The organism is Cypionkella aquatica (assembly GCF_030161095.1).
Lineage (GTDB): Bacteria > Pseudomonadota > Alphaproteobacteria > Rhodobacterales > Rhodobacteraceae > Cypionkella > Cypionkella aquatica.
Genome location: NZ_BSPP01000007.1, coordinates 270,110 through 294,734, shown reverse-complemented (window position 1 = coordinate 294,734; position 24,625 = coordinate 270,110). Strand labels below are relative to the sequence as shown.

Sequence of the window (24,625 nt, the reverse complement as noted above, 5' to 3'; positions counted from 1 at the left end):
CTCCTGCTGATCGCGCAAGCCGAGTGGGCTGCGGATGTCGCGTGATGGGTCTTGTAAAGGGTCAGGCCGCTTGGCCCCAGCGCTATGGGTCATCCCATATCACAGATTTGAAGTTAGGTCAGTTGCAGCACAATGTCAGCCCAATCCAGCTCGGCAGGGCGATGTGACGCAGTGAGGATCGCGGCTTGCGGCAGATGGCGGCGGATGCCAGCCAGCACAAGGGCGGCGGTGTCGGCATCAAGGCCCTCGGTCGGCTCGTCCAGCAGCAGGATCGCCGGGCGCTTCAGCAAGGCGCGGGCAAGGCAAAGGCGGCGGGATTCGCCGCCCGACAAACCGCTGCCTTTGGGGCCAAGCTGAAATGACAGACCGCCCTTGGCCGCAATGACCTGATCAAGCTGCGTGGCCTGTAGCGCCGCCCAAAGGCTGGCGTCATCGGCATCGGGGGCGGCAAGCGTCAGTGCTTGGCGGATGCTACCCGCCATCAAGGCGCTGCGTTGCGGAACAAGGGTGATCTGGGCGCGCAAGGCGGTCTCGCTGCAGGTCTCAAGCGGGTCTGTGCCCAGCAGAACCCTGCCGCTGCTGGGCTGCAGCAACCCTGCGGCCAGCATCAAGGCGGTTGATTTGCCAACGCCGCTGGCCCCGGCAAGGGCGACGGTTTGGCCGGGGGCAAGGCTCAGCGTCAGCGGTGCCAGACTTGGGCGGCTGGCCCCCGCGCGGTGATAGCTGGCAGCTTCAAGGTGCAGCGTCGTCGCGGTCACTGCACTGCCCGTTTGCAAGGCGACAGGGGCAAGCCCGCCCATCACCCGGCGCGCGGCAAGCGCCATGCGGCCAAACTCGGCCATCGCCCGGCGCAAGGGGGCCAGAGTTTCCTGCAAGGCAAGGCTTGCGAAAAATCCGGTTGCGGCCAGTGCGGGGCTGAGCGCGCCCTGTTGTGCGGCCAGCATCCCCAGACCAAGGGCGGCACTGGACAGCAGCGTGCCAAGGCAAGCCAGCGCCGCGCCCGCCCGACGCTCGATCCGGTCTTGGTGCAGGCGGTCGATCTGGCGGCGCTGATCGGCGGCCAGAACGGCAGTCTGTTGCGCCACCAACTGGCCGTAAATTGCCAGATCGCCGCGCGCCTGCACCAAGTCGATCAACCGCGTGCGAAAGGCTTGCCCGGCAAGTTCAGCCCGGCGCGACGGAGCCAGCGCCGCCCTGCCGGCCCAGATCAGGATGCAGCCGCCCCCCGCCACAAAGCCCAAAGCCAGCATTGCCGCGATCTCAAACCCCAGTAGCGCCCAAAGCACCGCGAACGCCACGGCCTGCGCCAAAAGCCCCGCGATCAGGGGCAGAATCAGCCGCAACGGCACGCCATCCAGCGCGTCAATATCGGCGGTCAGCCGGTTCAGGACTTGCGGCCCGCGCAAAGCCACCAGCCGATCATAGGGCAGCCGCGCATAGGCCGACAGCAAGCGCACCCGCAGGCTGGCAAAGGCGCGCAGTGTCGCATCATGGCTGAGAACCCGCTCGCCATAGCGCGCGGCGGTGCGACCAAGCGCCAGAAACCGCACCATGGCCGAGGGGCGGAACACATCGAACACCGCCCCCGTCCCCGCCAATCCGGCGGCGGCGGCTGCGGTGATGAACCAGCCCGAAACCCCCAGCAAGCTGACCCCCGCCAGAAGCACCACCACGCCCAGCACAGCGCCGCGCAGCAAGGCCCGGCGCTGATCACGCCAAAGCAGGGCGAACACCTGCCAAAGTGCCGTCATGCTGCACCGACCCGGATCACGCGATCCATCTCTGCGGCCAGCCGTGGGTCATGCGTGGCGATGATCAAAGTGCAGCCGGTTGCCGCAAGGTTGAGCAATCCGGCACGCACGGCGCGCGCGGTTTCTGCATCCAGATCAGCCGTCGGCTCGTCAGCGAGCAACACATCGGGGCGGGCATAAAGCGCGCGTGCCAACGTCAAGCGCCGCGCCTCGCCGCCCGACAGGCCAGCGCCGGTTTCGCCCAAATGCGTGGCAAGGCCGCGCGGCAGGGCTGCGACCACATCCTGCACGACGGCGGCTTGCAAGGCGGGGCCTAAATCCGCGCCCGAATCCGCACCACCAAACGCCAGATTGTGCCGCAGACTGGCGTTCAGAAAATGCGGGTTTTGCGGCATCCAGCCAAGGCGCGCGCGCCACGCATCGGCGTTGGCCGCATCCAGCCGCTGCCCTGCGACGCTGATCTCGCCCGCGTCGATCTGCTGCATCCCCGCGATCAGCCGCAGCAGCGTGGTCTTGCCGGTGCCACTGGCCCCAACCAGGGCAATTTTCTCACCCGGTGCGATGCTGAAATCGGGAAGGATCAGGGTCTGGCCACCCAGATGCAGCCGCAGGCCGCTAGCCTCGATCCGGGCAGGCCCCGGCAAACGCGCCACCCGCGCGCCCTGCCCCAGCAGCGGCGCAGGGTTGGCCGCTTGCCACGCTGCAAGCTCTGCCGCCACCGCCAAAGCGGCCGCGCGGTCGTGCCATGCGGCGGACAGATCGCGCAGGGGCTGGTAGAACTCTGGTGCCAGCAGCAACAGGAAGATGCCAGCAGCCGGTGCCAGCGGCGTGCCATAGGTGCCAAACCCCAACAGACCCAGCAGCGAAAAGCCGACAAACACCGCGACCATGGCAACCCCTATGGCGGCAAACAGCTCTAACACCGCCGAGGACAAAAACGCCACCCGCAGCACCGCCATCGTCTGCGCCCGCAAGCCATCTGCAGCCTGTGCAAAGCCCGTGATCATCGCGCCAGAGGCCCCGAGCAACCGGATGTCGAGCAGTGCTGACAGCCGTTCAACCAGCACATCATTCAGGCTGCCAATCTCGGCCATCTGGCGCTGACTGGCGGCTTGCGCGGCCCAGCCGATCAGGGCCATGAACACCGGGATCAGCGGCCCGGTGATCAGAAAGACCACCCCAACCGCCCACGAGTGCCAGAACGCCAGCGCAAGGATCAACAGTGGCACCACAGTCACCCGCGCCCGCGCCGGGGCGTAGCGGCTGATATAGGGCAGCAGCGCATCCAGCTTTTCCGCAGCCAGTGCTGCGACTATGCCTGCGGCGGGGCCGTCAGTGTTGCGTGCTTCACGGGCGACAAGGTCTGCGCGGATGCGCGTCACCACGGCATGACCTGCGGCATAGGTCAGACCCTCGGCCCAAGTGTTGAGAAGGGCGCGCAGGATGCCCAGCAGCGCAAAGCCCAGCACATAGGGCCAGATCGGCGCAGGCGCGGCCGCCAGCAAGCCCGCCAAGGCCAGTGCCACCACCGCCGCCTGTGCGGGCCAGAGCGTGGCAGCTAGGGCCGAGATCAGCGCAGCCCGGCGCAAGCGGCCACGCTCGGGGGCCAGCAGGTCGCGCAGCGTCTGATCGTCTTGCCCGGCCATTGCCATCCCGTCATTGCTGACCAGATGCCTAAGTGCTGCGCTGCGCGATGGCAACGCACAGCCCGCCCCCTGCGGCAATCCGCGCCTGTTTCAGATTGGCCTTCCCACGTGTTCTGGCTGGGCCGCGTTCAAACGGGGCGGGCGGACTTCAGCTGCGCTGCACGTTTCTGGCCATCGCGCCACCATGCCACCGCGAACAGGATCAGCAGCCCCCCCGCCAGCAACGCCGTATCCAGCCAGAACGACGGCGGGTTCATCGCTTTGGCGACCTGAGCGCCATAGGCCAGCACCGTGCTGGTGGCAAACACCGGCAAGGAATGACGGCCCAGCAGCACGATCCCAGCGACTTTCGGGCTGTTTGCCACGGTTTTCAGCAACGGCAGCGCGCTGAGCGCATAGGCGAGCGCCAGTATGTGCAACAGCCGCGGGGCAAAGACATAGCTTTTCTCAAACGAGGTGAACACAGATGGGAAATGCGCATATTCATGCAGCAGCCACAGGGTATGCCCGCCATAGCTTGCCACCACGCCGACCTGCACCCAAAGCGCCGCAAGGATCAGAAACGCCCATGACACCCGCAAGGCCCATGTGCGGATCGGCAGCCAGCGTCGCCCTTGCCGGATCGCGATGCCCGTCAACATCCCCGCCACAAACAGCACCTGCCACGAGAACGGATTGAAGAACCAGCCATTGCTCAGCGGCCATGTCGGCATGGTGTAGCGAATAAGTCCGACACCAAACCAAAGCACCAAAGAGCCCGCCATCAAGGCGCGTGGCCAGCGCACCGCCAGCGCCAGCAACGCAGGCGCCCAAAGCATCAGCACCACATAAAGCGGCAAAATATCGGCATAGGCGAATTGATGGCCCAAGGTCGCAAGTGGCAGGCCAAAGCCGAATGTATCCTCCAAGGCCGGGGCGATGTTGCGCTTGACGGCCATTTTCGCCACCGCCGGATCATGCTGGGTGGCCAGAAATAACGCGACGATCAGCGCCACCACCAAGACATGCACCCACCACAAGGTGAACGCCCGCCGCCACGGCCTAAAGGCTTGCCGCCAGTTGGCCGCGCGCAGGAAAACGGGGCCGTAAGCCAACCCGGTTGCCATGCCCGACATCAGCACGAAGCCTTCGGCCCCATCGGAAAAGCCGAAGTTGCGCGAGGTGAAATTCTCCCACACCGTGCCGGGGATATGGTTGATGAAGATCATCACCAGCGCGACGCCGCGCAGGAAATCAATCCGGTAATCGCGGCTATGCGTGGCCGCCTGCGCTGCCAGCTCAGCCAAGGTTGGCCTCTGCCGCTGGTGCGACAACTGGCTGGGCCGCAGCCCAAGCCGAAAGCACAGCCGCGTGGCGGGTCAGGATCGCGGGCATGGCGCTATCTTCGGGCACAGTGAAGCGGCTGCGGCCAACACTGCGCGAGGTCCACCAGATCAACACGGGCGCCAGTGCCATCGGCAAAGCCACCGGCAACAGCCACAAGGTCAGCACTGGCGCCAGCAGATGCGTCATCACAATGCCGATCACGCCAAAATAGCTGATCCAGCCGCCCGCCGCCCAAGCCTCTGAAAAATCCAAACCGCCGTCCCCCCGGTTATTTGGCGGCCAGCCGCCATCTCGTCCCAGAAGCACCTGTAAAACAGAACGGCTTTGGAAAGCCATAAGAATTGGCGCGATCAGCGATGACAACAACAACTCGGCAAACACCGCGCGCAACACGCCCAGGATGCCACCAAAGCCACGCGCCCGCCCGGTGAAGATCGCATCAATCGCCACCAGCAGCTTTGGCATCACCAGAAGCCCGAACACCCCCACCGCAAGGCCGATGGCTTTGGGCGTCTGATCATTGGGAAACACCGGAAACGGCCAATTGGCCTCGGGGAAGTAATCGGGCACTTCGACCCAATAGACGGCAGCAACCGAGGCAATGATGAACGCAAGCCACAACAGTGGCGCGATATAGGCAAAGATGCCCTGCGCAAAGACAAAACGGCTCCACAGCTTGAGGCCGGGTGCTGCCAAGACCTTGGCGTGTTGCAGATTGCCCTGACACCAGCGGCGGTCGCGCTTGGCGTGGTCAATGATATTTTCGGGGCCTTCTTCGTAAGACCCGCGCAAATCATCGTCCAGCCGCACCAGCCAGCCTGCCCGCGCTAGCAGCGCCGCTTCGACGTAATCATGGCTCATGATATGGCCACCAAACGGCGCGCGGCCCGGCAGTTCCGGCAAGCCACAGCTTTCGGCCCAAGCCCTGATCCGCACAATGGCATTATGGCCCCAGAACGGCCCGGTCTTGCCTTGGGTCGCCGCCAATCCGCGCGCGAAAATCGGCGAGTGAAATCCCGCCGCGAACTGCATCGCGCGGCCAAAGCGGGTATGCGCCTGCACCACGATGGGCAAAGTCTGTAACAGGCCGAGCTTGGGCTCTGCCTCGATCCGGCGGATCATTTCCAGAATCGTCGCACCTTCCATCAGACTGTCGGCGTCAAGGATCACCGCGTAATCCCATGCTCCGCCTGAAGTGGTGATGAATTCTTCAATATTGCCCGCCTTGCGGCCAATGTTGCGGGCACGGCGGCGGTAAAACATCCGCCCCTCGGCCTGCTGACGCGCCAAAAGCTGCGCGAACCAGCGCTGCTCTGCCACAGCGATGTTTTCATCGCGGGTGTCAGACAGCACGGCAAAATCCAACTGCAACCCGCTGTTCAGCGCCCGAAACGAGTCGTCCATCGCGGCTATGCGGGCAAAGGTGATCAGCGGGTCTTCATTGTAGACCGGCACAATCACCACGGTGCGCCCCTTGATCGCGCCCACCACCCGCGCAACGCTTGGCCGCTGCCGCGAGGTCAGCCCCAGCAAAGCCGTCGCCGCCCCCCACGCCAACCACCAGGTTGAAAAGAAAATCAGCGTGCTGCGCAGCACATCCAGCACACCGACGCCATCGGCCGCACCGTAAATCTGAAACACCATGCCGGCAGCCGCAGCTGCAAGCACGCTGGCCGCAATAGCCAAAGCGCGGGCACCACTGGTCAGGTCCCGCGCAACAGGTTTCTGGTTGGTCATAGCGCTAGCCGAGGCGACGCGAGCCCGGCGCAATCGACAGCCAGACGCGCAGCAACCGCAACAGCCGGAACGGCTTGCGGGTCAGCACTTGTTTCGGCATTGCCAAAGCTGCACGCGGCGGTGCCATCACTTGGATAAGCTGCTCGGCCTGCAGGTGAGCGGTGTGCGAGCGGGGCATAGTAGAAGGGACCACGGGCAACGCGCCCTTCGTGTCAGCCATCTGCAAAGTCATGCGCTCACCCATTGATAAAGCCAGTTCTCGGACAGTTTACGGCCGTAGCCGGTGATATGTGCCCCCAACTCGACCGTCATGCCGGGTGCTACTGTAATGTCCAACACCAAACGCCAGAAATCGGTTCCCGGAATTTCTGACAAAGCTTGATGCACGATCTCGCCGCCGTTGATGGTGACCATGGCTTCGACCTTGGCATCGGCAGGCAGCGAGGCCAGAAGTCCGCCTTCAAAATCGACCACGATCTTGCGGCTGCCATCGGTGTTTTCCACCCCGGACACGCCCCCTACCCCGGTGCGGGTCTCTTTGACAAAAGCGATGTCCTGCGCGGTGTCGGCAGGCAAAGCCCCCCAATGCAAACGATAGCTGAATTCCGACATCACGCCGGGCACCGGTTTGGCATCTGGCACCCAGAACGCCACAATATTGTCGTTGACCTCAAGTTCAGACGGGATTTCGACCAGACGCACAGCGCCCTTGCCCCAATCGCCCAAAGGTTCGACCATCAAGGACGGGCGACGCTCGTAATGGGCGGCCGCATCCTGATAGGCTTCAAAGTTGCGATCGCGCTGCATCAGGCCAAAGCCATGCGGGCTTTGCTCGGCGAAATACGATTCCGACAGGCGCGGCGGATTGTTCAGCGGACGCCAGATCTTGTCGCCATCGCGGCGCTCGATCGCGAGGCCGTCGCTGTCATGCACATTCGGGCGATAATCGTCGAAATCCGTGCGGTTCTTTTCCGAGAACAAGAACATCGAGGTCAAGGGTGCGACACCGATCTGATCGACTTCGTTGCGGAAGAACAGCCGCGCGGTCACATCCATCTCGGTGTTGACGCCCGGACGGATCACAAAGCGGTAAGCGCCGGTGACGCTTGGGCTTTCCAGTGCAGCGCAGACCACAACTTCGCGCGCAAAAGGGGCCGGAGTTTCCAGCCAGAAGCGTGAAAAGCGCGGAAATTCCTCGGGCTTGCCCAAGGCGGTGTTGATCGCCAGACCGCGCGCCGAAAGGCCGTAAGCGTTGCCGCGACCCAAAGCCCGGAAATAGCTGGCACCAAGGAAAGCCACCACCTCGTCAAACAGATCGGCGCGGTTCAGCGGCGCGTTCAGCCGGAAACCCGCAACGCCCGGCAGCGGTTCATGCGCAGGGACGCGGGCCTTGACGCGATCATAGTAGCGGAAATCATCGGTCGAGAACCCCATCGGGCGGGCTTGGCCTTCTTTGACCTCGAACAGCTGGATCGGCTCGGCGAACAGCCAGCCCATATGGAAGGCCTGCACATTGAAGCCAGCCTTCGGCCCAGCCCAACGCGCGCGTTCCGGGTTATACTGGATCGCCTGATAATCGTCGTAGGTAAAGCTGCTGAAAAAGCCCTCAACCTTGGTCGGGGTCTGATGCGGTTGCGTCGCAAGCACCCGCATGTTTTCGGTAAGACGATCAAAATCAAACGGTTCGGCCGCATCAGGCGCGGCCGGCGCAGCGGCTGCAGGATCGGTCGCGGTTTGCGCCCAAGCCGCACCAGACAAGCTTGTGCTGCAATGCAGCAAGGCCCCAGCCCCGAGCAAAGCAAGGAAGGAACGACGGGCGACGCTGGCTGACAAATCCGGTTGACCCGGCATGATAACTCCTGCTCTCCGATTCGGAGGAAAACTCAATCTATCTCTCAGGTTATCGGGCTTCGCGCTAGTCACCATGCCATGCAGCCATGACATTCCTGCCATGCTGCACCTGCAAAGGAAACCCAACGCGCGGGGCCGACTCTGTTATGCGATCAGATGCGTGAGGACGGCGAAAAGGTCAATTCCCGTCGTGGTCGCACCGGGTCACAAAGCCGCCAGTTGCGCGAGATTGTGCCAGTTTTGTCAGCACTCGCCTGCTTTGCAATCATTTCCAGCCAGCTGTTCGCGTGGGTTAAAAATAATGGGAACTTTGAGGCAAGGCGCATCTTTCTGCAAATTCACAACGACGGCGAGGAAGAAGTCTGGGGCAGTTTGAGCGACGTCAACTTCCCCGTGGCGTTAGCGCAATCAAGCACGGGAAGCCGAACAGGTGCTCGCGGCAGCGTTGCGATGGCGCGTGGCGGGCATGATGGATTTGCATCTAAGCAGGTGAACGAGAGGACTCGTGTCTATTATCGACCGCATGTTTCATCTTAACATCGGGCGTTTTCGGTGGAATCCGGTGCGCACAGAACCTTGGCGTTGTTGGCGATGCGCCCTGCAACTTGCAGGGCGACCAGAATGTCAATCGACGCCGCGTTTGGGTTTGTTCTTTCAACCGCTGCCATGACGCAGGGGCGTTCGGACCGAGCACCCGATATCGCATGATAATCAGGCAAGGGCCAATCACCCGGCACGCCCGCCCGCCTCTCGGCAGATTGCTTTGCAAGCGCCTGCATGGCAACGGATGAGCCGCACTTTGGTGAAGCTGCTGCGGTTTATCTCTGGTCCGTTCGATTGGACCAGACCCTGCCTCAAACCGGATCAGGGCAAGGGGGCAAAGCCACAGACAGCGCAATTTGAACAGGTCAGAACAAGACCATGCACAACAGCTGCTGTCCAGCTTTGCCCAGCCTATCGGGCCAGCACCTTGCGCAGAACCCTTCCCAAATCCGCTGCCGGAGCTGCCGAAAGACTCTCGGCACGCCAGCAGACATGATGATCTGGCCGCACCAGAAGGCAGCCATTGTCGCGGATTTCACTGGCCCGCGCCCAGTCGCCGCTGTGATCAACATATGATTGACGCGGACCGATGATATGGGTTGTGATTTCGATCCCCAACTCCGCAGCGATTTTGGTTGCAGCGCTCGCCCAAGCCTCGCCGCCAAGCCCCGTCAACAGCGTGAAGCGGCCATGGCCGCACAGATCGAGCGTTGAAACTGCGGCCCCGCTGTCACGGCGGTAAACCCACGCATGGGGCAGCCGCGCGCCGGGCCAAGTGGTCGGCTGGTAGTGCAGATCAGCATCCAGCGCAAAGGCCGGTTCGATCTGGCCATCGGTCTCTATCGCAGCCGAGCGATAGCGCTGGTTCATCTCGACCCCGTGGGCGTCAAATTCGTATTTCTTGAAGGCGATGGCCTTGCGGATGGCTTCGCGCTGGCCTTCCGCCGCCGCCGTGCCTGCGCTGCGCGCACTCAGGTTCTTTTGCATCTGCTCGGGGTCCACACCTTCGCCCATGCCGAGCGATTCAAAGATCGGGCCAAATTCCGCGATTGACTGGTTGGCGCGGGTGACGATCTGTTTGGCGATGGGCGCGCGCTCGGCATCATAGCTTTCCAACAGCCGCTCGCCCGCTTGCCCCTTCAGCACCAGCGCCAGCTTCCACGCCAGATTGAACGCATCCTGAATAGAGGTGTTGGAGCCCAAACCATTCGACGGCGGATGGCGGTGGATTGCGTCGCCCATGCAGAACACCCGGCCATTTGAAGTGCGGGTGGCATAGCGGTTGTTCACCGTCCAGACCGAGGCCGACAAAAGCTCGATCTCAAGGTTAGGATCACCCACCAGTTGCCGCGCCACATCGGTCGCAAATTCGGGTGTCACTTTCGGCTCTGGCCCGTTGATGTCATAACCCCAGACGATCAGCCATTCGTTCCAAGGCCGCACCATGCGCACAAGACCCATGCCGATGCCGCCAACATCAGCGCCGGGCTGCATCACCCAATAAAGAACCGACGGCCTGTGCGCGACATAGCGGGACAGATCGGCGCGAAACAGGATGTTCATCGAGCCGCCAACGCCCATCTTGCCTTCAAAAGGCAGGCCCGCATGTTCGGCCACCAGAGATTTGCCGCCATCCGCGCCGATCAGATATTTTGAGCGGATCGTCAGATCTTTGCCGGTCAGGCGGTCGCGGCAGGTGGTGGTGACGCCGTCGGCATCCTGCTCGTGGCGCAGATATTCCGTCGACATTCGCGCTTGCGTGCCGCGCGAACAGGCGGTCTTGAACAGCAAAGGCTCCATCATCGTCTGCGGCAGGTCGTTCATCTTGGTGGGCGAGGACATCAGATGTTCAGCCCGTGACAGCGGATGGTTGCCCCAGGATTTCATGCGGCCGATTTCCTCGCCCGACAGACTTTCGCAAAAGATGTTCTCGCCCATCAGGTCTTGCCCGGTGGCAAAGACATAGGCCTCATCCTCGACATCGCGGCCCAGATCGCGCAGCACCTCCATGGTGCGTTGGTTGGTGATATGGGCGCGCGGGGTGTTGGCGAGCCACCGATAGCGGTTGATCGCCATGTTCTGGATGCCGTAGCTGGACAACAGCGCCGCTGTCGCCGCACCGGATGGGCCTGTGCCGATGATCAGCACCTCGGTTGTGATATCTGCCATGGTTTTCCTCCCTGTGGATTGTCGGTCAGACCTGCGGGGCGTCTCCGGCCCAGGCGGCCTGCAAAAGCTGGCGCAGTGCGGTGCGCTCAATGGGGCGCGGGTTCCAATATGGGTTTTGCACCGCAATATCGGCGGCGCGGTCCAGATTAGCCTCTGCCATCCCCAGATCGCGCAGCGCGGTGGGGGCGTTCATGCTTAACGCAAAGCGGTGCAGCGCCTCGCCCGGTGTGGGTCCGTCAAAGATCGTGGCGATGGGGGCCAGAAGATCGGCGGCTGCGGCCTCGTTATAGGCGATGGCATGCGGCAGAATCACGGCATGGGTCTCGGCATGCGGCAGATCGAAACTGCCGCCCAAGGTGTGACAAAGCTTGTGATGCAAGGCCATGCCGACGCTGCCCAGCACCGTGCCGCACAGCCAGGCCCCGTAAAGCGTCTCGCCCCGTGCGCGCAGATCATCCGGGTTGTCCAGCACCCGAGGCAGCGCGGCGCGGAATGCCCGCAGCCCTTCCAGCGCCATCAGTGTCGAGAGGGGCGAGCGGTTTTGCGCGTAAAGCGCCTCGGCGGCATGGGCCATGGCGTTCAGCGCGCTGGTCACGGTCATGCTGACTGGAAGGCTGCGGACAAGTTCCGCGTCATAAAGGATCACCTCGGGCTGCACCTTGGCCGAGGTCAGCGTGGTCTTGCGCCCGCCCTCGGTCTGGCCAAGGATGCCGGTGGCCTCTGACCCCGCATAGGTGGTTGGGATCACGATTTGCGGCAGATCGGTGCGCAGCGCAATCGCCTTGCCAAGCCCGGTCGTAGAACCCCCGCCCACCGCCACCACGCAATCGGCGCGCAACTCCAACGCCCGCGCGGTCGCGGATTCGCTGACCGCCACCGGGGTGTGCATCGTCGCACCCGCAAACACGCCAACCGCCCCCGCGCCCAGCGCTTCGGCAAATTCGGCCCCAGTGTCGGCCTGCTGTGGCGTGGTCAGGATCAGCGCACGCGAGACCCCCAGCGCCGTCATTTCGTCGCCCAGAAGATGCCGGACCCCTGCCCCAAAGCGCACCCTTACAGCGGGAAAGCTTGTCGCAAAGCTTTCTTGAAACAACGACATGGCAGGCACTCCTCTTCCGATCTGATCACCCTATCGCTGGAAAAGCTTTATATTGATCGGATCGCGCATTGGTTATATCGCTTTGCGTTATGAAGATTGACAGTGAATATCTGGAAATTCTGGCGATGATCGTCGCCAAGGGCGGTCTGACCGAAGGCGCCGAGGCGTTGGGCAAATCGCAGCCCTCGGTGTCGCGCACCATGGCGCTGCTGGAGCATCGCATCGGCACGCCGCTGTTCGAGCCGGGCAAGCGCCCTTTGCGCCCGACCGAGTTGGGCGACAGGTTGGCCAAGATCGGCGCGCGCATCCATGCCGAAAACGCCGAGGCCAGTCGGTTGGTGCAAAGCTACCGGATGGGCCACACCGGGCGGTTGCGCATCGCAGGCACGCCGATCTTTATGGATGGCGTCGTTTCAACCTTCATCGCCGATTTTCAGACCCGCCACCCCGAGGTGCAGATCGCGCAGTCCTACGGCTATGTGGATCAACTGACAGCCAGCCTGCGCAACGGCTCGCTTGATATGGCCATCGTGCCGCTGCACCGAACCAGCGTGCCCGCAGACATGAGCTTTGTGCCGCTGTTGCCGGGCCGCAATGTGATCGCGGCACGGGCAGGCCACCCCTTGATGCGGCGGGGTGCTATCACTTTGGCCGATATCGAGCCTTACCCATGGATCGCGCCACCGACCGACAGCCCGTTGTTCCGTGATCTGCAACAGGCCCTGAAATCCATCGGCAAAGAGGATTTCAGGGTCAGTTTTTCGGGCGGCACGCTGGCGTCTATCAACTCGATCCTCGCGGGATCGGATTCGCTGACCGTGCTGCCCTATTCGGTGGTGTTCTTGTCGCGCAAAGCCTCGGGGCTTGATGCGTTGCGGCTGAAGATCGAACATCCCGACCGCCAACTGGGCCTGCTGACTCTGACCGACGGCAGCAAGCCGCCCGCGCTGCGCCAGTTCGCGGGCTTTCTGACCGATGAGTTCACCCTGCTTGAGGCGCGCATCCAGCATGAAGATCAGGTGACGCGGCGGCGCGGTTAAACCCGCTCTAACGCGATGGCGATGCCTTGGCCGACGCCGATGCACATGGTGGACAGTGATTTTTGCCCAAGGCTCAGTTGCAGCGCAGCGGTGCCGGTGATCCGCGCGCCCGACATACCCAGCGGATGACCCAAGGCAATCGCACCGCCGTTGGGGTTCACGCGGGGGTCATCATCCGCGATGCCCAGCTGCCGCAGGGTGGCAAGGCCTTGTTCGGCAAACTCCTCGTTCAACTCGATCACCGCGAAATCGGCCTCGGTCAACCCTAACCGCGCCATCAGCTTTTGGCTGGCAGGTGCCGGACCAATCCCCATGATGCGGGGCGGCACGCCTGCGGTCGCACCGCCAAGGATGCGGGCGATGGGGGTCAGGCCATGCGCCTTGATTGCGGTCTCGGACGCCAAAAGCAGCGCCGCCGCCCCGTCATTCACACCGCTCGCGTTGCCCGCCGTGACCGAGCCGCCCGCAAACAGCGGCTTCAATTTCGCCAGCGCCTCAAGCGTGGTGGCGCGGGGGTGTTCGTCGCGATCCACCACCAGCGCGTCACCTTTGCGCTGCGGCATGGCCACGGGCGTGATCTCTTGCGCAAGACGGGCGAAGGCAGCAGCGGCTTTCGCTTGAGAAGCCAGCGCCATGGCATCCTGTGCGTCGCGGCTGATGCCGTAATCATCCGCCACATTCTGCCCGGTCTGCGGCATAGACTCTGTGCCATAGGCCCGCTGCATCGCCGGGTCGATGAACCGCCAGCCGATGGTGGTGTCGTAAATCTCGGCCTGCCGTGAAAAGGCGCTGTCGGCCTTGGGCATCACGAAGGGCGCGCGCGACATGCTTTCCACGCCGCCCGCGATCATCAGATTGGACTCGCCTGCGGCAATGGCGCGGGCGGCGGTCAGGACCGCATCCATGCCAGAGCCGCACAACCGGTTGATGGTGGTGCCGGTGACGCCAACTGGCAGCCCTGCCAACAGCGCAGCCATGCGGGCGACGTTGCGGTTGTCCTCTCCGGCCTGATTGGCGCACCCCAAAATAACATCATCCACCGCCGCCCAATCAACGCCCGCGTTTCGCGCCATCAAGGCCCGCATCGGCACCGCAGCAAGATCATCGGGGCGCATCCCCCCGCAAGCGCCCCGCCATAGCGCCCGATCGGCGTGCGGATATAGTCGCATATGAAAACGGGGGTGATGGGGGCGTTCATTTACAACTCCGGAACGATAAGGTCAGCAACCGCGCCCTGAACATGCAGCGCGGCACCGGTCACGGCCTGCAAGGCGTCAAGCGAAAGGCCGGGCAGCTTTTCGCGCAGCACAAACTGACCGCCTTCGATGTCGATCACCGCAAGCGATGAATACACCCGCGTCACGCAGCCCACCCCAGTCAGTGGCAGGGTGCAGCGCCGCAGCAGTTTCGGCTGGCCGTCTTTGGTGACATGGTCGGTGATCACCGCCACGCGCTTGGCACCGTGCACAAGGTCCATCGCGCCGCCCACCGCCGGAACGCCTTTCGGCCCGGTTGACCAGTTGGCCAGATCGCCGGTCTCGGCCACCTCATAGGCGCCAAGGATCGCCACATCCAGATGACCACCGCGCACCATGGCAAAGCTGTCGGCATGGTGAAAAAACGCCGTGCCAGGCTTGATCGTCACCGCCTTTTTGCCAGCGTTGATCAGATCCCAATCCTCTAGCCCCGCCTCTGGCGCTTCGCCAAAACCCAAAATCCCGTTTTCGGTGTGAAAGATCGCCTTTCGGCCCGGGGGCTGGAATTTCGCCACCATCTCGGGCAGGCCAATACCAAGGTTGACATAGGCACCGTCGGTGATGTCCTGCGCCGCGCGCCAGGCCATTTGCGTGGGGGTCAATCTCATTTTGCCACCTCTGGGTAACGTGCGCCTGCGCGGTTCAGGGTTTCTTCCTGCGCGGGGTTTGCAATCTGCACCACGCCTTGCACAAAGATCCCGGGGGTGATCACCGCCTCGGGGTCGATCTCGCCGGGGGCCACGATGCGCGAGACCTGCGCCACGGTAACAGCCGCCGCCATGCACATCAGCGGGTTGAAGTTGCGCGCGGCCATCCGGTAGGTAAGGTTGCCCAACCTGTCGCCCAGATGCGCCTTGACCAGCGCGTAATCGGCCTTCAGCCAGCGTTCCTGCACATAAGACCGGCCCTCAAAAACCTCGACCGGTTTTCCGCGGGCCAGATCGGTGCCAAAAGAGGTCGGCGTGTAAAACGCTGGAATCCCTGCACCCCCTGCCCTGATGCGCTCGGCCAATGTGCCTTGGGGCACCAGTTCCAATTCGATCTTGCCCGCAAGATAGGCCTCGGTGAACACGACCGGATCGGCGGACCTTGGGAAAGAGCAGATCAGCTTGGCGACCATGCCCACCTCGATCAGCGCGGCCAACCCAACATGGCCATTGCCAGCGTTGTTGTTGATCACCGTTAGGCCCTTGGGGTGCCCGGTGGCGATAAAGCGGTCGATAAGCGCATGGATCAGCTCGATGGGCGCGCCCGAGCCGCCAAAGCCGCCGATCATCACCACCATACCATCTGCAATGCCCGCCACCGCTGCGGCGGGATCGGTTACGGTTTTGTCCATCGGGGGCTCCTATTTCAGGGCGATGTAGGTTTCAGGGTCCAGCGCGGTCATCCGCACGGCGACATGGGTTCCGGTGGCGTGCCCGACCATGCTGCGCAGGTTGGTGCAAACCGCCAAAAGCCGCTCTCGGGTGCGCTCGGGGCGCGGCATGATGGCAAGCTCGACATTGACCAACGGCAGATCGGCCATGCCGCCCACCGCCATCACCGCAAACTGGCAGGCCGGGACATCGACGGCCAATTCATGGCACAGCATATCGCGGATCGGCCCAAGTGCGGTTGCAAGGGGCGCGCTGACCGCAGGATACAGGTTTTGATCCACAAAGATCTTCACATTCGGCATCATGCCACCTCAGACCGGAGTCAGCACAAAATCGAACGGCGAGCGCCACAGCGTCTCGGCCCCGCTCAGCCGCTCGAACGGCGCAATCAGGGTCTTTTTCACGCCGAAAACCGCATCGCTTTCGAGGTAAGTGTCATCCCCGACGAACGTATGCGTCACCACCCGCTGAAAGCCCGGTGCGGTGATCAGAAAGTGCATATGGGCTGGGCGGTAGGGATGACGGCCAAGCAGCGCAAGCAACTGGCCCACCGGGCCATCGTCCGGGATCGGATAGGAAATCGGCTTGATGCCACGGAAAGCATAGGCCCCATCGGCACAGGTAAAGAACCGCCCCCGATTGTTCCACTTTGGCTGAACACCGGGCTGCTGCACGTCATAAAAGCCATCGGCATTGTCCGACCACACATCGACGCAGGCATTCTCAACCGGGTTGCCGTGCAGGTCGATGACCTTGCCCTCGAACAGACAGGATTCGCCCTTGCCATCCAGCGAGATATTATCGCCCATCGCCCGGATCGGGGCATCTTCGACATGAAAGGGGCCAAAGACGGTGTTTTCCGTGGCCCCCGCCGGGCGGCGGTTGCCAATCGCATCGACCAGCATCGACAGGCCCAGCACATCGGACAGCAGAATGAACTCTTGCCGCTCTCCCGAGCAGATCTGGCCGGTGCGGGTCAGAAAGCCGATGGTAGCCTCCCATTCGCTTTGGGTCAGTTGGATGTCCTTGGCAAAGGCGTGCAGGTGGTGGACCAGACTTGCCATAACCTCGGCAATGCGCGGCGAAACAGGGCCGCCCATGCGGGCATTGACCGTCTCGACCGATTTGTCTTCGGTAAAATAGTTCATCATTTGAGGTCTCCATGGCGCAGGGCGAGGCTTGTGGGCGGACGGTGGGTCAGCGGGAATGGGTCAATTCCGCTGCGGTCAGTGAACAGACCCCAAAGCCCACGGCGGGCAAACAGCATGACCGCGATGCCAAGGCAGCCCAGCACGATCAGATAAACCGTGCCGTAATCCGCCAGCAGGCGTTGCAGGGCATAGAACACGATCACGCCGACGATGGGGCCGGGCAATGTGCCGATGCCACCGATCACGGTGATGAAGATGACAAAGGCCGTCCAGTCGATCACCGAAAACGCCGCATCCGGGGTGACGCGGGTGATCTGGATGAAGGCCAAAGCGCCGCAAAGCCCCGTGACAAACCCTGCCAGCACGAACACCGCAGCCTTGATGCGCAGAGGATCAACCCCGACCGAGCGTGCCGCATTCTCGTTGTCGCGGATCGCCTGCAAACCCAGCCCCATGCGCGAGCGCAAGAACACATAGCTTGTCGCCAGCATCGCCACCGCCAGCGTCAGCATCAGCCAGAACGTCAGCGCATCGGCAGCAGCGGCGGTTGACACACCCAACGCCTCTTTGATCGGGCCGACGAAAGCCATGTCTTTGGCGGTGCCTTTGGGCAGTGACGTGCCGGTGCCGCCGCCCAGCGCCTTCCACTGGCTGATCGCCAGCCGCGCGATGTCTGCCACGACCCATGTGCCAATGGCAAAGTAAGCGCCGTTCAGGCGGAAGGCAAAGAAGGCCATTGGCACTGCGAAAGCTGCCGCCGCAAGGCCGCCAATCAGCACACCTACCAGCGGATCAAGCCCCATCAGGATGACGGCTGCGAACATCGCATAGGCTCCGATGCCAACAAAGGCTTGCTGGCCGACGGAAACAAGGCCCGCAAACCCCGCCAGCATGTTCCAGTTCATCGCCAGAACCAGCAGCGTCAGGATGCCGAACAGGTCTTGCACCATGGCGCGCGGGGCAAAGGTGGGCAGCGCATAAAGCGTGGTCAGGGCCAGCAGGGCCGCGATCAGACCAAGGGGACGTGAGAGGTTCATCGGTTCACCTTAATCATTCGCCCGCGGGAACAGCCCGCGCGGCCGGATCAGCAGCACCAGCACAAAGGCCAGATGGCCGGACAATATCTGCCACTCGGGGTTGACCGAGGCGCCTATCGCCTGCGCCAACCCGATCACGACGCCGCCCGCAAGCGTGCCCCACAGGCTGCCAAGCCCTCCGATGATCACCGCCTCAAATGCGTAAAGCAGGCGGGCCGGACCGATGGAGGGATCAAAATTCGCCCGCGTCCCCAGATAAAGTGCGGCGATGGTCGCCACCACCATGGCAATCCCCGTGGCCATGGCAAAGACGCGCTGCGGATGGATGCCCATAAGCTGCGCCGTCACCGCATCATCCGAGGTTGCGCGAAAGGCACGCCCCAAGGCGGTGCGGTAAAACAGCTGGTTCAAGGCAAAAACCACCGCGACCGCCGAGGCAAAGGTCAAGACCGGCATGACACCCAAGGTGACGATGCCAAGATCCATCGACTGCGCCTCAATCGCACCCGCAGTCAGTTTCTGGCTGTCGGCGGTAAAGGCTGACAGCAGGCCATTCTGGATCACCACCGACAGGCCGAACGTGACCAAAAGCGGCGGCAGAATATCATTCCCAAGCACCCGGTTCAGCAGAAACGTCTGCAACGCCCAGCCCAAGCCAAACATCAACGGTGCGGCCAACAGCACGGCCACGAACGGATGCAGACCCGTGGCATGGGCAATCGTCAGGATCAGATAGGCCCCCAGAATGATCAGATCGCCATGCGCCAGATTGACCAGCCGCATGATGCCGAACACAAGGCTGAGCCCCGCCGCGAACAACGCGTAAAGCCCGCCCAAAAGCAGCCCTTGCGCCAAAGTGTCGATCCAGATCATGCGTGGCTCACTCCGAAATAGGCGTCGTGGATGGCGTCGCGTGACAGCGTGTCTGGGCGGCCCGACAGGGTGATGCGGCCCTCCATCATGCAGTGAACATGATCGGCCACCCGCAGGGCCTGGCCGATGTCCTGCTCGACCACGATGATCGAGGTGCCGGATGATTTGATCTGCGGAAACGCCGCGTAAATCTCTTTGATCACCACCGGGGCCAGTCCAAGCGACAACTCGTCACACAGCAGCACTTGCGGATTGCTCATCAATGCGCGTCCGATGGCCACCATCTGTTGCTGGCCACCCGAAAGGGCCGTGCCGGGGCTGTGGCGGCGCTCTTTCAGGATCGGGAACAGGCTTTGCACACGCTCCAACGTCCAAAACCCGTTGCCCTGCCGGGCATGCGCCCCGATCAGCAGGTTTTCCTCGACGGTAAGCGAGGCGAACAGCTTGCGGCCCTCGGGCACCATGGCGATGCCACACACCAGAATATCAGGGGCGGAAAGGCGGGTGATGTTATCGCCCGCCAGCGTGACGGCACCTGCGGTGACGCGGGCCACCCCGGTCACAGCGCGCATCAGCGTGGTCTTGCCTGCGCCATTGGCCCCGATGATGGCGATGGTCTCGCCCTGCCCCAACGTAAGATCAACCCCGAACAGCGCCTGAAAGTCACCGTAATGTGCGGTCAGACCCGCGATCTGCAACAGCGGGCTCATGCCTCGATCCCCAGATAGATTTCGCGCACCTCGGCCGAGGCCATCACCTCATCCGGCGCGCCGATCATCAGCATCCGGCCAAAGTTCAACACCATCAGCCGCTCGACCACCGAGGTCAGCGCGTGCAGCACATGCTCGATCCAGATGATCGCGGTGCCCTCGGCGTGGATCGCCTTGATCGTGATCACCAATTGGCTACATTCGGCGTCGGTCAGCCCGCCTGCAATCTCGTCCAGCAAGATCACCCTAGGCCGCGTCGCCATCGCGCGGGCCAGTTCTAACCGCTTGCGCTGCAACAGCGACAACGCACCCGAAGGCTTTTCCGCCACCGCCGCAAGACCAGTCCGGGTCAGGATATCCATACAAAAGCCGGGTGCTTCTGCCCCCGAAACCGCACCACCAAAGCGCGCGGCAACCAGAAGGTTTTCGTACACCGACAGATTGCCAAACGGCTGCGGGATCTGGAACGACCGCCCAACGCCTGCCCGCACCCGCTCCATCGGTGGGGCGCGTGTCACGTCGCGGCCATCCAGAAACACCCGGCCCGCACTGGGTGCAATATTCCCGGTGATCAGGTTGAACAGCGTCGATTTCCCCGCGCCATTCGGGCCGATGATGCCCAAAGCCTGACCCGCCTCAAGATCAAAGCTGACGCCGTCGGTGACTTTCAACGCCCCGAACGACTTTGAGACATCTTGCAGCGAAAGGATCGGCATGGCGGGCTCCTAGGTGGGCCCCGGCGGCTGCGCCGGGGCCTTTGATGTCAGGACAGGGTTTCCAGCGTGCCACCCAGCGGGATATTGGGGGCATTGGCGTTTTCGACGATCACAAGATCAAAACTGCCATCCGCCTGCTTGCGCCATTGGCCGCCGACCAACGGCGTCTTCGAGATGTTCTTGCGGGCAAATTCCGGCACATTGTCACGACCCCACTGAATTTTGCCCACCACGCTGTCGATGTTGGTAGAGCCGATCGCCGCCGCCAGTGCCGCACTGTCGGTGGGATCATCGGTGCGTTTGATCGCATCGGCGGCCACCTCGAACAGCGCATGCACAAAGCCCACCGGCATGGTCCATTGCCGCTTGGCCGACGCCTCGAACGCCATCGCCAGATCGGCGGCAGATTCACCGGTCAGGCTGGATTTGAACGGATGGTTCGGCGACCACCACACCTCCGCGGTCAGATTGTGGCCCAGATCGCCCAAAGCCGCGACGCTTTCGGGGAATAGCAGCGCCTTTGCGACCGAGACCAGCTTGGGGTTGAAGCCTTGCTGCTTGGCCTGCGTCCAGAAAGTGGTGAAGTCGGGCGGGATCGGGATGCCCGTCATGATCTCGCAGCCCGCCTGTTTGAAAGCGTTGATCTGCGCGCTGAAATCGTCCGTCAGGTTCTGATAGCGGCCCGGATCGGTCAGCGCATAGCCCTGTGCTGCCAACGCCGGGGGCATCCCCACATCGGGCGAGGCCCAAGCATTGCCATCGCCATCATTCGGCCAAAGGGCCGCGACCTGTTTGTTGGTCGAAACCGAATTCCACATGTTCATGAAGGTCGAGATATTGTCCTCTAGTCCCCAGAAAAAGTGATAGACATAGTCGAATTCCTGCCAGCTTGCCGGATCGCCGGGGTTGCCTTGCTGGCCAATAAACCACGGCTGCCAAGGGGCCACGGTAGAGATCACCGGAATTTCCTCTTGCTCGGCAATCGAACACACCGGGTTAGTGGTCTCGGGTGTCGAGGCCACAAGGATCAGGTTGACCTCGTCGCGGCTGATCAGCTCTTTCGCCACCTCGGCGGCGCGGTTGGGGTTGGATTGGCTGTCCTTGACGATCACCTCAACATCCAGCCCAAGGCCGGGCGCTGCGGCAAGAAACTTTTCCACCATAAAGCTGTCTGCGGCGGAAAATGCCGACAGTGGCCCGGTCTGCGGGCTGACATAGCCGATCTTCAGGCTTTTGGTCTGGGCATAGGCCGGCAGCGCAAGCCCTGACGAGGCGACGGCAAAAGCAGTTCCGCCCGACTTGAGCAGTTTACGACGCGTGATCATTCTGTCCTCCCTGTGGTGTGATGTGCAAAGCGGGCAGCGCCCCTTAGATTGCCGAACCGCCTCCTCCTGACGGTTCGAACCTTTGACGGGTAAAGGGTAAGCCGCCTTTCCGGTTCTTTTGATCGCATGAACCCGGCATAATATGCTGTTGGGATATGTTATTCAGGCGATCAGGTGCAAAGCCTGCATGACAGTGGCAAAGCGGTCTTGCAGGGTCTTGGTGCTGTCAGCGGTCAGCGCCACATAGAAATCCGGACGGATCAGCACATATTGCGCCGAAATCCGGGTCAGCCATGCGCCGATCGTGCCGTTCACGTCGATCACATCGCCAGCCCCTCCGGCCGGGGCAAGCCGGACGCTGATCCCGCCCAAGGCCGCAAACTCAAGGCGCTGATTGGCCGTCAGCGCGGCCAAAGGATCGCAGCCATAGCCCAGCAGCACCCAGCCCTGCCCGACGATCTGATCAAAACGGTCGCGCTTGCCGCCCGCCTCAACCACATCCTGCACCGACAATTCTCCAGCATGGGCGCTGTCAGCGCACCAAGCCCCCGCCCCCAACTGGCAGATATCCGTCGGCACCGGAGTGCCCCCCCGCGCAGCAAGCTCGGCAATCATCCTTGCGTCGCGCTCTGCCGCCACATCGGCATCTGCGATGCAGATGATCTGGCCCAGCTCCTGGCTGAAGTTGATGTAATGCTTGGCATGTTCGATACGCTCGGATGTGTAGCTGTCCAGAACGCCCATCCCCATGCGACCCTCGAGAAGACCATTCAGCCGCCAGCCCATCGCCACCGCATCGCGCAACCCGGCACACATGCCCTCACCCGCGAAAGGCGGCATCAGATGTGCCGCATCGCCCCCGATCAGACAGCGCCCCTTGTGCCATTGCTTGGCCCAGCGCGCCTGAAACCGGTAAACCGCGCTGCGCTCCAGTTCAGAATTTTCAGGCGTCAGACCCCACGGCTGCAGCAACTCCCAAGCGCGTTCGGGCGTGGCAAGGTCTTGGGCGGATTCGCCCGGCAGCACCATGAACTCCCACCGCCTGCGCGCAGGGCCACCGGGGATCGGGCCGGGACCGCCCGGAACGATGGTCGTCGGACGGCTGGGGTCGCAAAGTTGCCACTGCGCGGGCGCGTCACCCCGGCTTGCAACGTAATCGAACTGCGGGATCATATCGAGGATCAGCCAATCAAAGAAGTAACCCTTGTTCTCGGTCTCAATCCCCAAAGCATCGCGCACAAAACTGTTGGCGCCGTCGGTGCCAACCGCGAAACGCGCGCGCAGCGTCTGCCCCTCGTCGCTTGCGCCGACCTCATCGACATTGCGCCGCAGCGCAAGCGTCACACCCTCTGCATCCTGATCCAGCGCAACCCCCTGCCAGCCGCGCAAAAGCGTGACCGAGGGCAAGGTTGCCGCAATTTCCAGCAGGCGGCGTTCCATCATCGGTTGGTTGAACCAATAGCGCACCCGCCAGCCGCTGGCCGACTGGCTTTGCCAGTCCACAATTTGCAGGTTCTGACCGTCTTTGTTTTTCCAATAATACAACTCGTCATGAAAACTGATCGCAGGGTCGGCTTCGGAATCGATGCCCAAGGTCGCCAAAATGCGCGCAATTTCATGATCATACGTCACCGCGCGGGGCAAAGCATAATGCGTGGTCCAGCGTTCGATCAGCGTCACCCGCTTGCCGCGCTGCCCCAGCAGGATCGCCAGCAAGGTTCCGACCGGACCCGCACCCACGATGGCCACATCAGCGTCGAACCCCTGCGGCTCTGTAAATCCCGTCATCCTTGTATCCCCCCCCGGTTTAGCACGGCGCCGATCCACGACAGTCTGACCCTCTACAGTCTGACATGACGCAATGCGGTGCGGCGCAATATGCCTTTTCGCCAAAAATGAATGATCGTCAACTATGAAATTAATTCATCTCTGCTGAATCTTTCCCGTTGCGGCGCCGTGCGCAGCGAAGTGCATGGATTGGTTGAGCTTTGCCGCGAAAGTGAATAGGGTTCGTATATGACGAACAATGCCCCTTCCCCGCCCCCAGATGGCCGCGTGGCCCGCCGCCAACGCCGCAACCGCGATGCGCTGATCGAGGCCGCGCGCGATATCATGATGGAAAAGGGCGTCGATTCAGCGACCATGCTGGAAATCGCCGCGCGGGCCGATGTTGGGGCCGGCACGGTCTATAACTACTTCAAGTCCAAGGATGAGCTGGCCATTGCCGTGCTGGAAACGCTGATGCACCAGCTTGGCCTGCGCATAGAGGCGGTGACCAAAACCTTCGACGATCACGCGCAGGTCTATGCTTATGGCATCCGCACCGTGCTCGACACTGCCATTCAGGATGTCCGCTGGGCGCAGATGCTGCACCGCTCTGAAGTGATCGCCGATGCGATGTTCCGCATGATGGGGCCTTTCGCGATCCGCGACCTGCGCCTCGCCTCGCAAGCGGGCAGGTTTCAGGTGTCACATGCCGATCTCGTCTGGCGACTGACAACGCATGCCCTGATCGGTGCATCCCTTGCCATCACCACCGGGCAAGTGCCCGCCAGTTCTGCCGATCAGATCATCGCGCAACTGCTGTGCATGACAGGCATTGGACCAGAGGCGGCCCTAGAGTTGGCAGGGCGATCACGCCCTCCACTCGGGGTCTAAAACACCGGGCAATTCAGGCAATCCAGCCCCAGTCGCGCTAGCCTTCCGCAGAGGGTGGGCGGCAGTTGGGCTGGCCATCTCGCCCCGCGTCCACTCAAGTGTGGCACCCGGATCTGGTCAGGGTCGCAAGATTTCGCTTAACCGAACGAAGCGCCCAGCCCATAGGCCATTGCCGTTACCGCCAAAGACAGCAGCGCGCGCAACATCCAGCCGATGCGACCAATCAGGGGTATAAAGCGGCTGATCAGCACCAAAGCGCCCGCGAACGGCAGAATAAGCCAAGCCGGAGCCTGCACGAAGCCCGCAGCCACCAAGGCCAAAAGAAAAAACGCGCCAATCATGGCGCGCTTCTCGAAGT

General features: G+C 62.6%; 22 protein-coding genes and 1 pseudogene. 3 read left to right on the top strand and 20 right to left on the bottom strand.

Annotated features, from left to right (window positions below; all coding sequences use genetic code 11):
* Positions 1 to 113: 113 nt before the first annotated feature.
* The 6 genes from QQJ98_RS10000 to QQJ98_RS09975 all read right to left on the bottom strand — a co-directional run bounded on the left by QQJ98_RS10000 (position 114) and on the right by QQJ98_RS09975 (position 8,311).
* Positions 114 to 1,751: an amino acid ABC transporter ATP-binding/permease protein gene (locus QQJ98_RS10000; protein ID WP_284325188.1), complete on the bottom strand. Its 1,638-nt coding sequence runs from the start codon at positions 1,749 to 1,751 to the stop codon at positions 114 to 116.
* Positions 1,748 to 3,451 carry a thiol reductant ABC exporter subunit CydD gene (gene cydD / locus QQJ98_RS09995; RefSeq protein WP_284325187.1) on the bottom strand — a complete coding sequence of 568 codons (1,704 nt, stop codon included), beginning with the start codon at positions 3,449 to 3,451 and terminating at the stop codon, positions 1,748 to 1,750. The genes QQJ98_RS10000 and cydD overlap by 4 nt, the downstream gene beginning before the upstream one ends.
* Positions 3,452 to 3,525: 74 nt before the next feature.
* Positions 3,526 to 4,683, bottom strand: coding sequence for an OpgC family protein (locus QQJ98_RS09990; protein ID WP_284325186.1), 1,158 nt, complete (start codon positions 4,681 to 4,683; stop codon positions 3,526 to 3,528).
* The gene (mdoH, locus tag QQJ98_RS09985) at positions 4,676 to 6,460 is read right to left on the bottom strand and encodes a glucans biosynthesis glucosyltransferase MdoH (RefSeq protein WP_284325185.1); all 1,785 of its coding nucleotides are present in this window, start codon (positions 6,458 to 6,460) and stop codon (positions 4,676 to 4,678) included. Before mdoH ends, QQJ98_RS09990 begins: the two co-directional genes overlap by 8 nt.
* Before the next feature lie 4 nt (positions 6,461 to 6,464).
* Positions 6,465 to 6,680: a hypothetical protein gene (locus tag QQJ98_RS09980; protein ID WP_284325184.1), complete on the bottom strand. Its 216-nt coding sequence runs from the start codon at positions 6,678 to 6,680 to the stop codon at positions 6,465 to 6,467.
* Positions 6,681 to 6,688: 8 nt separating this feature from the next.
* On the bottom strand, positions 6,689 to 8,311 hold the full coding sequence (locus QQJ98_RS09975; RefSeq protein ID WP_284325183.1) for an OpgD/OpgG family glucan biosynthesis protein: 1,623 nt from the start codon (positions 8,309 to 8,311) through the stop codon (positions 6,689 to 6,691).
* Between the two features lie 156 nt (positions 8,312 to 8,467).
* Here QQJ98_RS09975 and QQJ98_RS09970 point away from each other — a divergent pair, with 156 nt between their 5' ends.
* On the top strand, positions 8,468 to 8,848 hold the full coding sequence (locus QQJ98_RS09970; RefSeq protein WP_284325182.1) for a hypothetical protein: 381 nt from the start codon (positions 8,468 to 8,470) through the stop codon (positions 8,846 to 8,848).
* A 417-nt stretch (positions 8,849 to 9,265) separates the two neighbouring features.
* Here the strand turns inward: QQJ98_RS09970 and QQJ98_RS09965 are convergent, their stop codons facing one another.
* Both QQJ98_RS09965 and QQJ98_RS09960 read right to left on the bottom strand, forming a co-directional pair.
* Entirely contained in the window at positions 9,266 to 11,023 is a 1,758-nt protein-coding gene (locus tag QQJ98_RS09965; protein ID WP_284325181.1) for an FAD-dependent oxidoreductase, read from the bottom strand.
* 25 nt (positions 11,024 to 11,048) lie between these two features.
* Positions 11,049 to 12,122: a maleylacetate reductase gene (locus tag QQJ98_RS09960; RefSeq protein ID WP_284325180.1), complete on the bottom strand. Its 1,074-nt coding sequence runs from the start codon at positions 12,120 to 12,122 to the stop codon at positions 11,049 to 11,051.
* An 89-nt stretch (positions 12,123 to 12,211) separates the two neighbouring features.
* Between QQJ98_RS09960 and QQJ98_RS09955 the strand changes: the two genes are divergently transcribed.
* Positions 12,212 to 13,162 carry a LysR family transcriptional regulator gene (locus QQJ98_RS09955; protein WP_284325179.1) on the top strand — a complete coding sequence of 317 codons (951 nt, stop codon included), beginning with the start codon at positions 12,212 to 12,214 and terminating at the stop codon, positions 13,160 to 13,162.
* On the opposite strand, the pseudogene pcaF reads toward QQJ98_RS09955, so the two are convergent.
* From pcaF to mhpA, 11 genes and pseudogenes are all read right to left on the bottom strand, one after another.
* Positions 13,159 to 14,348 (bottom strand): annotated as a pseudogene (gene pcaF, locus QQJ98_RS09950) (3-oxoadipyl-CoA thiolase). The gene QQJ98_RS09955 and the pseudogene pcaF overlap by 4 nt on opposite strands.
* A gap of 12 nt (positions 14,349 to 14,360) precedes the next feature.
* Entirely contained in the window at positions 14,361 to 15,026 is a 666-nt protein-coding gene (locus QQJ98_RS09945) for a 3-oxoacid CoA-transferase subunit B (protein WP_284325178.1), read from the bottom strand.
* Entirely contained in the window at positions 15,023 to 15,757 is a 735-nt protein-coding gene (locus QQJ98_RS09940) for a 3-oxoacid CoA-transferase subunit A (protein WP_284325177.1), read from the bottom strand. Before QQJ98_RS09940 ends, QQJ98_RS09945 begins: the two co-directional genes overlap by 4 nt.
* A gap of 9 nt (positions 15,758 to 15,766) precedes the next feature.
* The gene (locus QQJ98_RS09935) at positions 15,767 to 16,102 is read right to left on the bottom strand and encodes a hypothetical protein (protein ID WP_284325176.1); all 336 of its coding nucleotides are present in this window, start codon (positions 16,100 to 16,102) and stop codon (positions 15,767 to 15,769) included.
* Between the two features lie 6 nt (positions 16,103 to 16,108).
* Positions 16,109 to 16,948, bottom strand: a complete 840-nt coding sequence (locus tag QQJ98_RS09930) for a dioxygenase family protein (RefSeq protein WP_284325175.1) — start codon at positions 16,946 to 16,948, stop codon at positions 16,109 to 16,111.
* Positions 16,945 to 17,985 (bottom strand): branched-chain amino acid ABC transporter permease, encoded by a 1,041-nt coding sequence (locus QQJ98_RS09925; RefSeq protein WP_284325173.1) that lies wholly within the window; start codon positions 17,983 to 17,985, stop codon positions 16,945 to 16,947. The genes QQJ98_RS09930 and QQJ98_RS09925 overlap by 4 nt, the downstream gene beginning before the upstream one ends.
* A 9-nt stretch (positions 17,986 to 17,994) precedes the next feature.
* The gene (locus tag QQJ98_RS09920; protein ID WP_284325172.1) at positions 17,995 to 18,858 is read right to left on the bottom strand and encodes a branched-chain amino acid ABC transporter permease; all 864 of its coding nucleotides are present in this window, start codon (positions 18,856 to 18,858) and stop codon (positions 17,995 to 17,997) included.
* Positions 18,855 to 19,568, bottom strand: a complete 714-nt coding sequence (locus QQJ98_RS09915; protein WP_284325171.1) for an ABC transporter ATP-binding protein — start codon at positions 19,566 to 19,568, stop codon at positions 18,855 to 18,857. The genes QQJ98_RS09920 and QQJ98_RS09915 overlap by 4 nt, the downstream gene beginning before the upstream one ends.
* On the bottom strand, positions 19,565 to 20,284 hold the full coding sequence (locus QQJ98_RS09910) for an ABC transporter ATP-binding protein (RefSeq protein ID WP_284325170.1): 720 nt from the start codon (positions 20,282 to 20,284) through the stop codon (positions 19,565 to 19,567). Before QQJ98_RS09910 ends, QQJ98_RS09915 begins: the two co-directional genes overlap by 4 nt.
* Before the next feature lie 47 nt (positions 20,285 to 20,331).
* Positions 20,332 to 21,609: an ABC transporter substrate-binding protein gene (locus tag QQJ98_RS09905; RefSeq protein ID WP_284325169.1), complete on the bottom strand. Its 1,278-nt coding sequence runs from the start codon at positions 21,607 to 21,609 to the stop codon at positions 20,332 to 20,334.
* Between the two features lie 162 nt (positions 21,610 to 21,771).
* Entirely contained in the window at positions 21,772 to 23,397 is a 1,626-nt protein-coding gene (mhpA, locus tag QQJ98_RS09900) for a bifunctional 3-(3-hydroxy-phenyl)propionate/3-hydroxycinnamic acid hydroxylase MhpA (protein ID WP_284325168.1), read from the bottom strand.
* A 228-nt stretch (positions 23,398 to 23,625) separates the two neighbouring features.
* Here mhpA and QQJ98_RS09895 point away from each other — a divergent pair, with 228 nt between their 5' ends.
* The gene (locus QQJ98_RS09895) at positions 23,626 to 24,267 is read left to right on the top strand and encodes a TetR/AcrR family transcriptional regulator (protein ID WP_284325167.1); all 642 of its coding nucleotides are present in this window, start codon (positions 23,626 to 23,628) and stop codon (positions 24,265 to 24,267) included.
* A 137-nt stretch (positions 24,268 to 24,404) separates the two neighbouring features.
* Here the strand turns inward: QQJ98_RS09895 and QQJ98_RS09890 are convergent, their stop codons facing one another.
* Complete coding sequence (locus QQJ98_RS09890) at positions 24,405 to 24,608, bottom strand: hypothetical protein (protein ID WP_284325166.1); 204 nt, start codon at positions 24,606 to 24,608, stop codon at positions 24,405 to 24,407.
* Between the last annotated feature and the right edge of the window lie 17 nt (positions 24,609 to 24,625).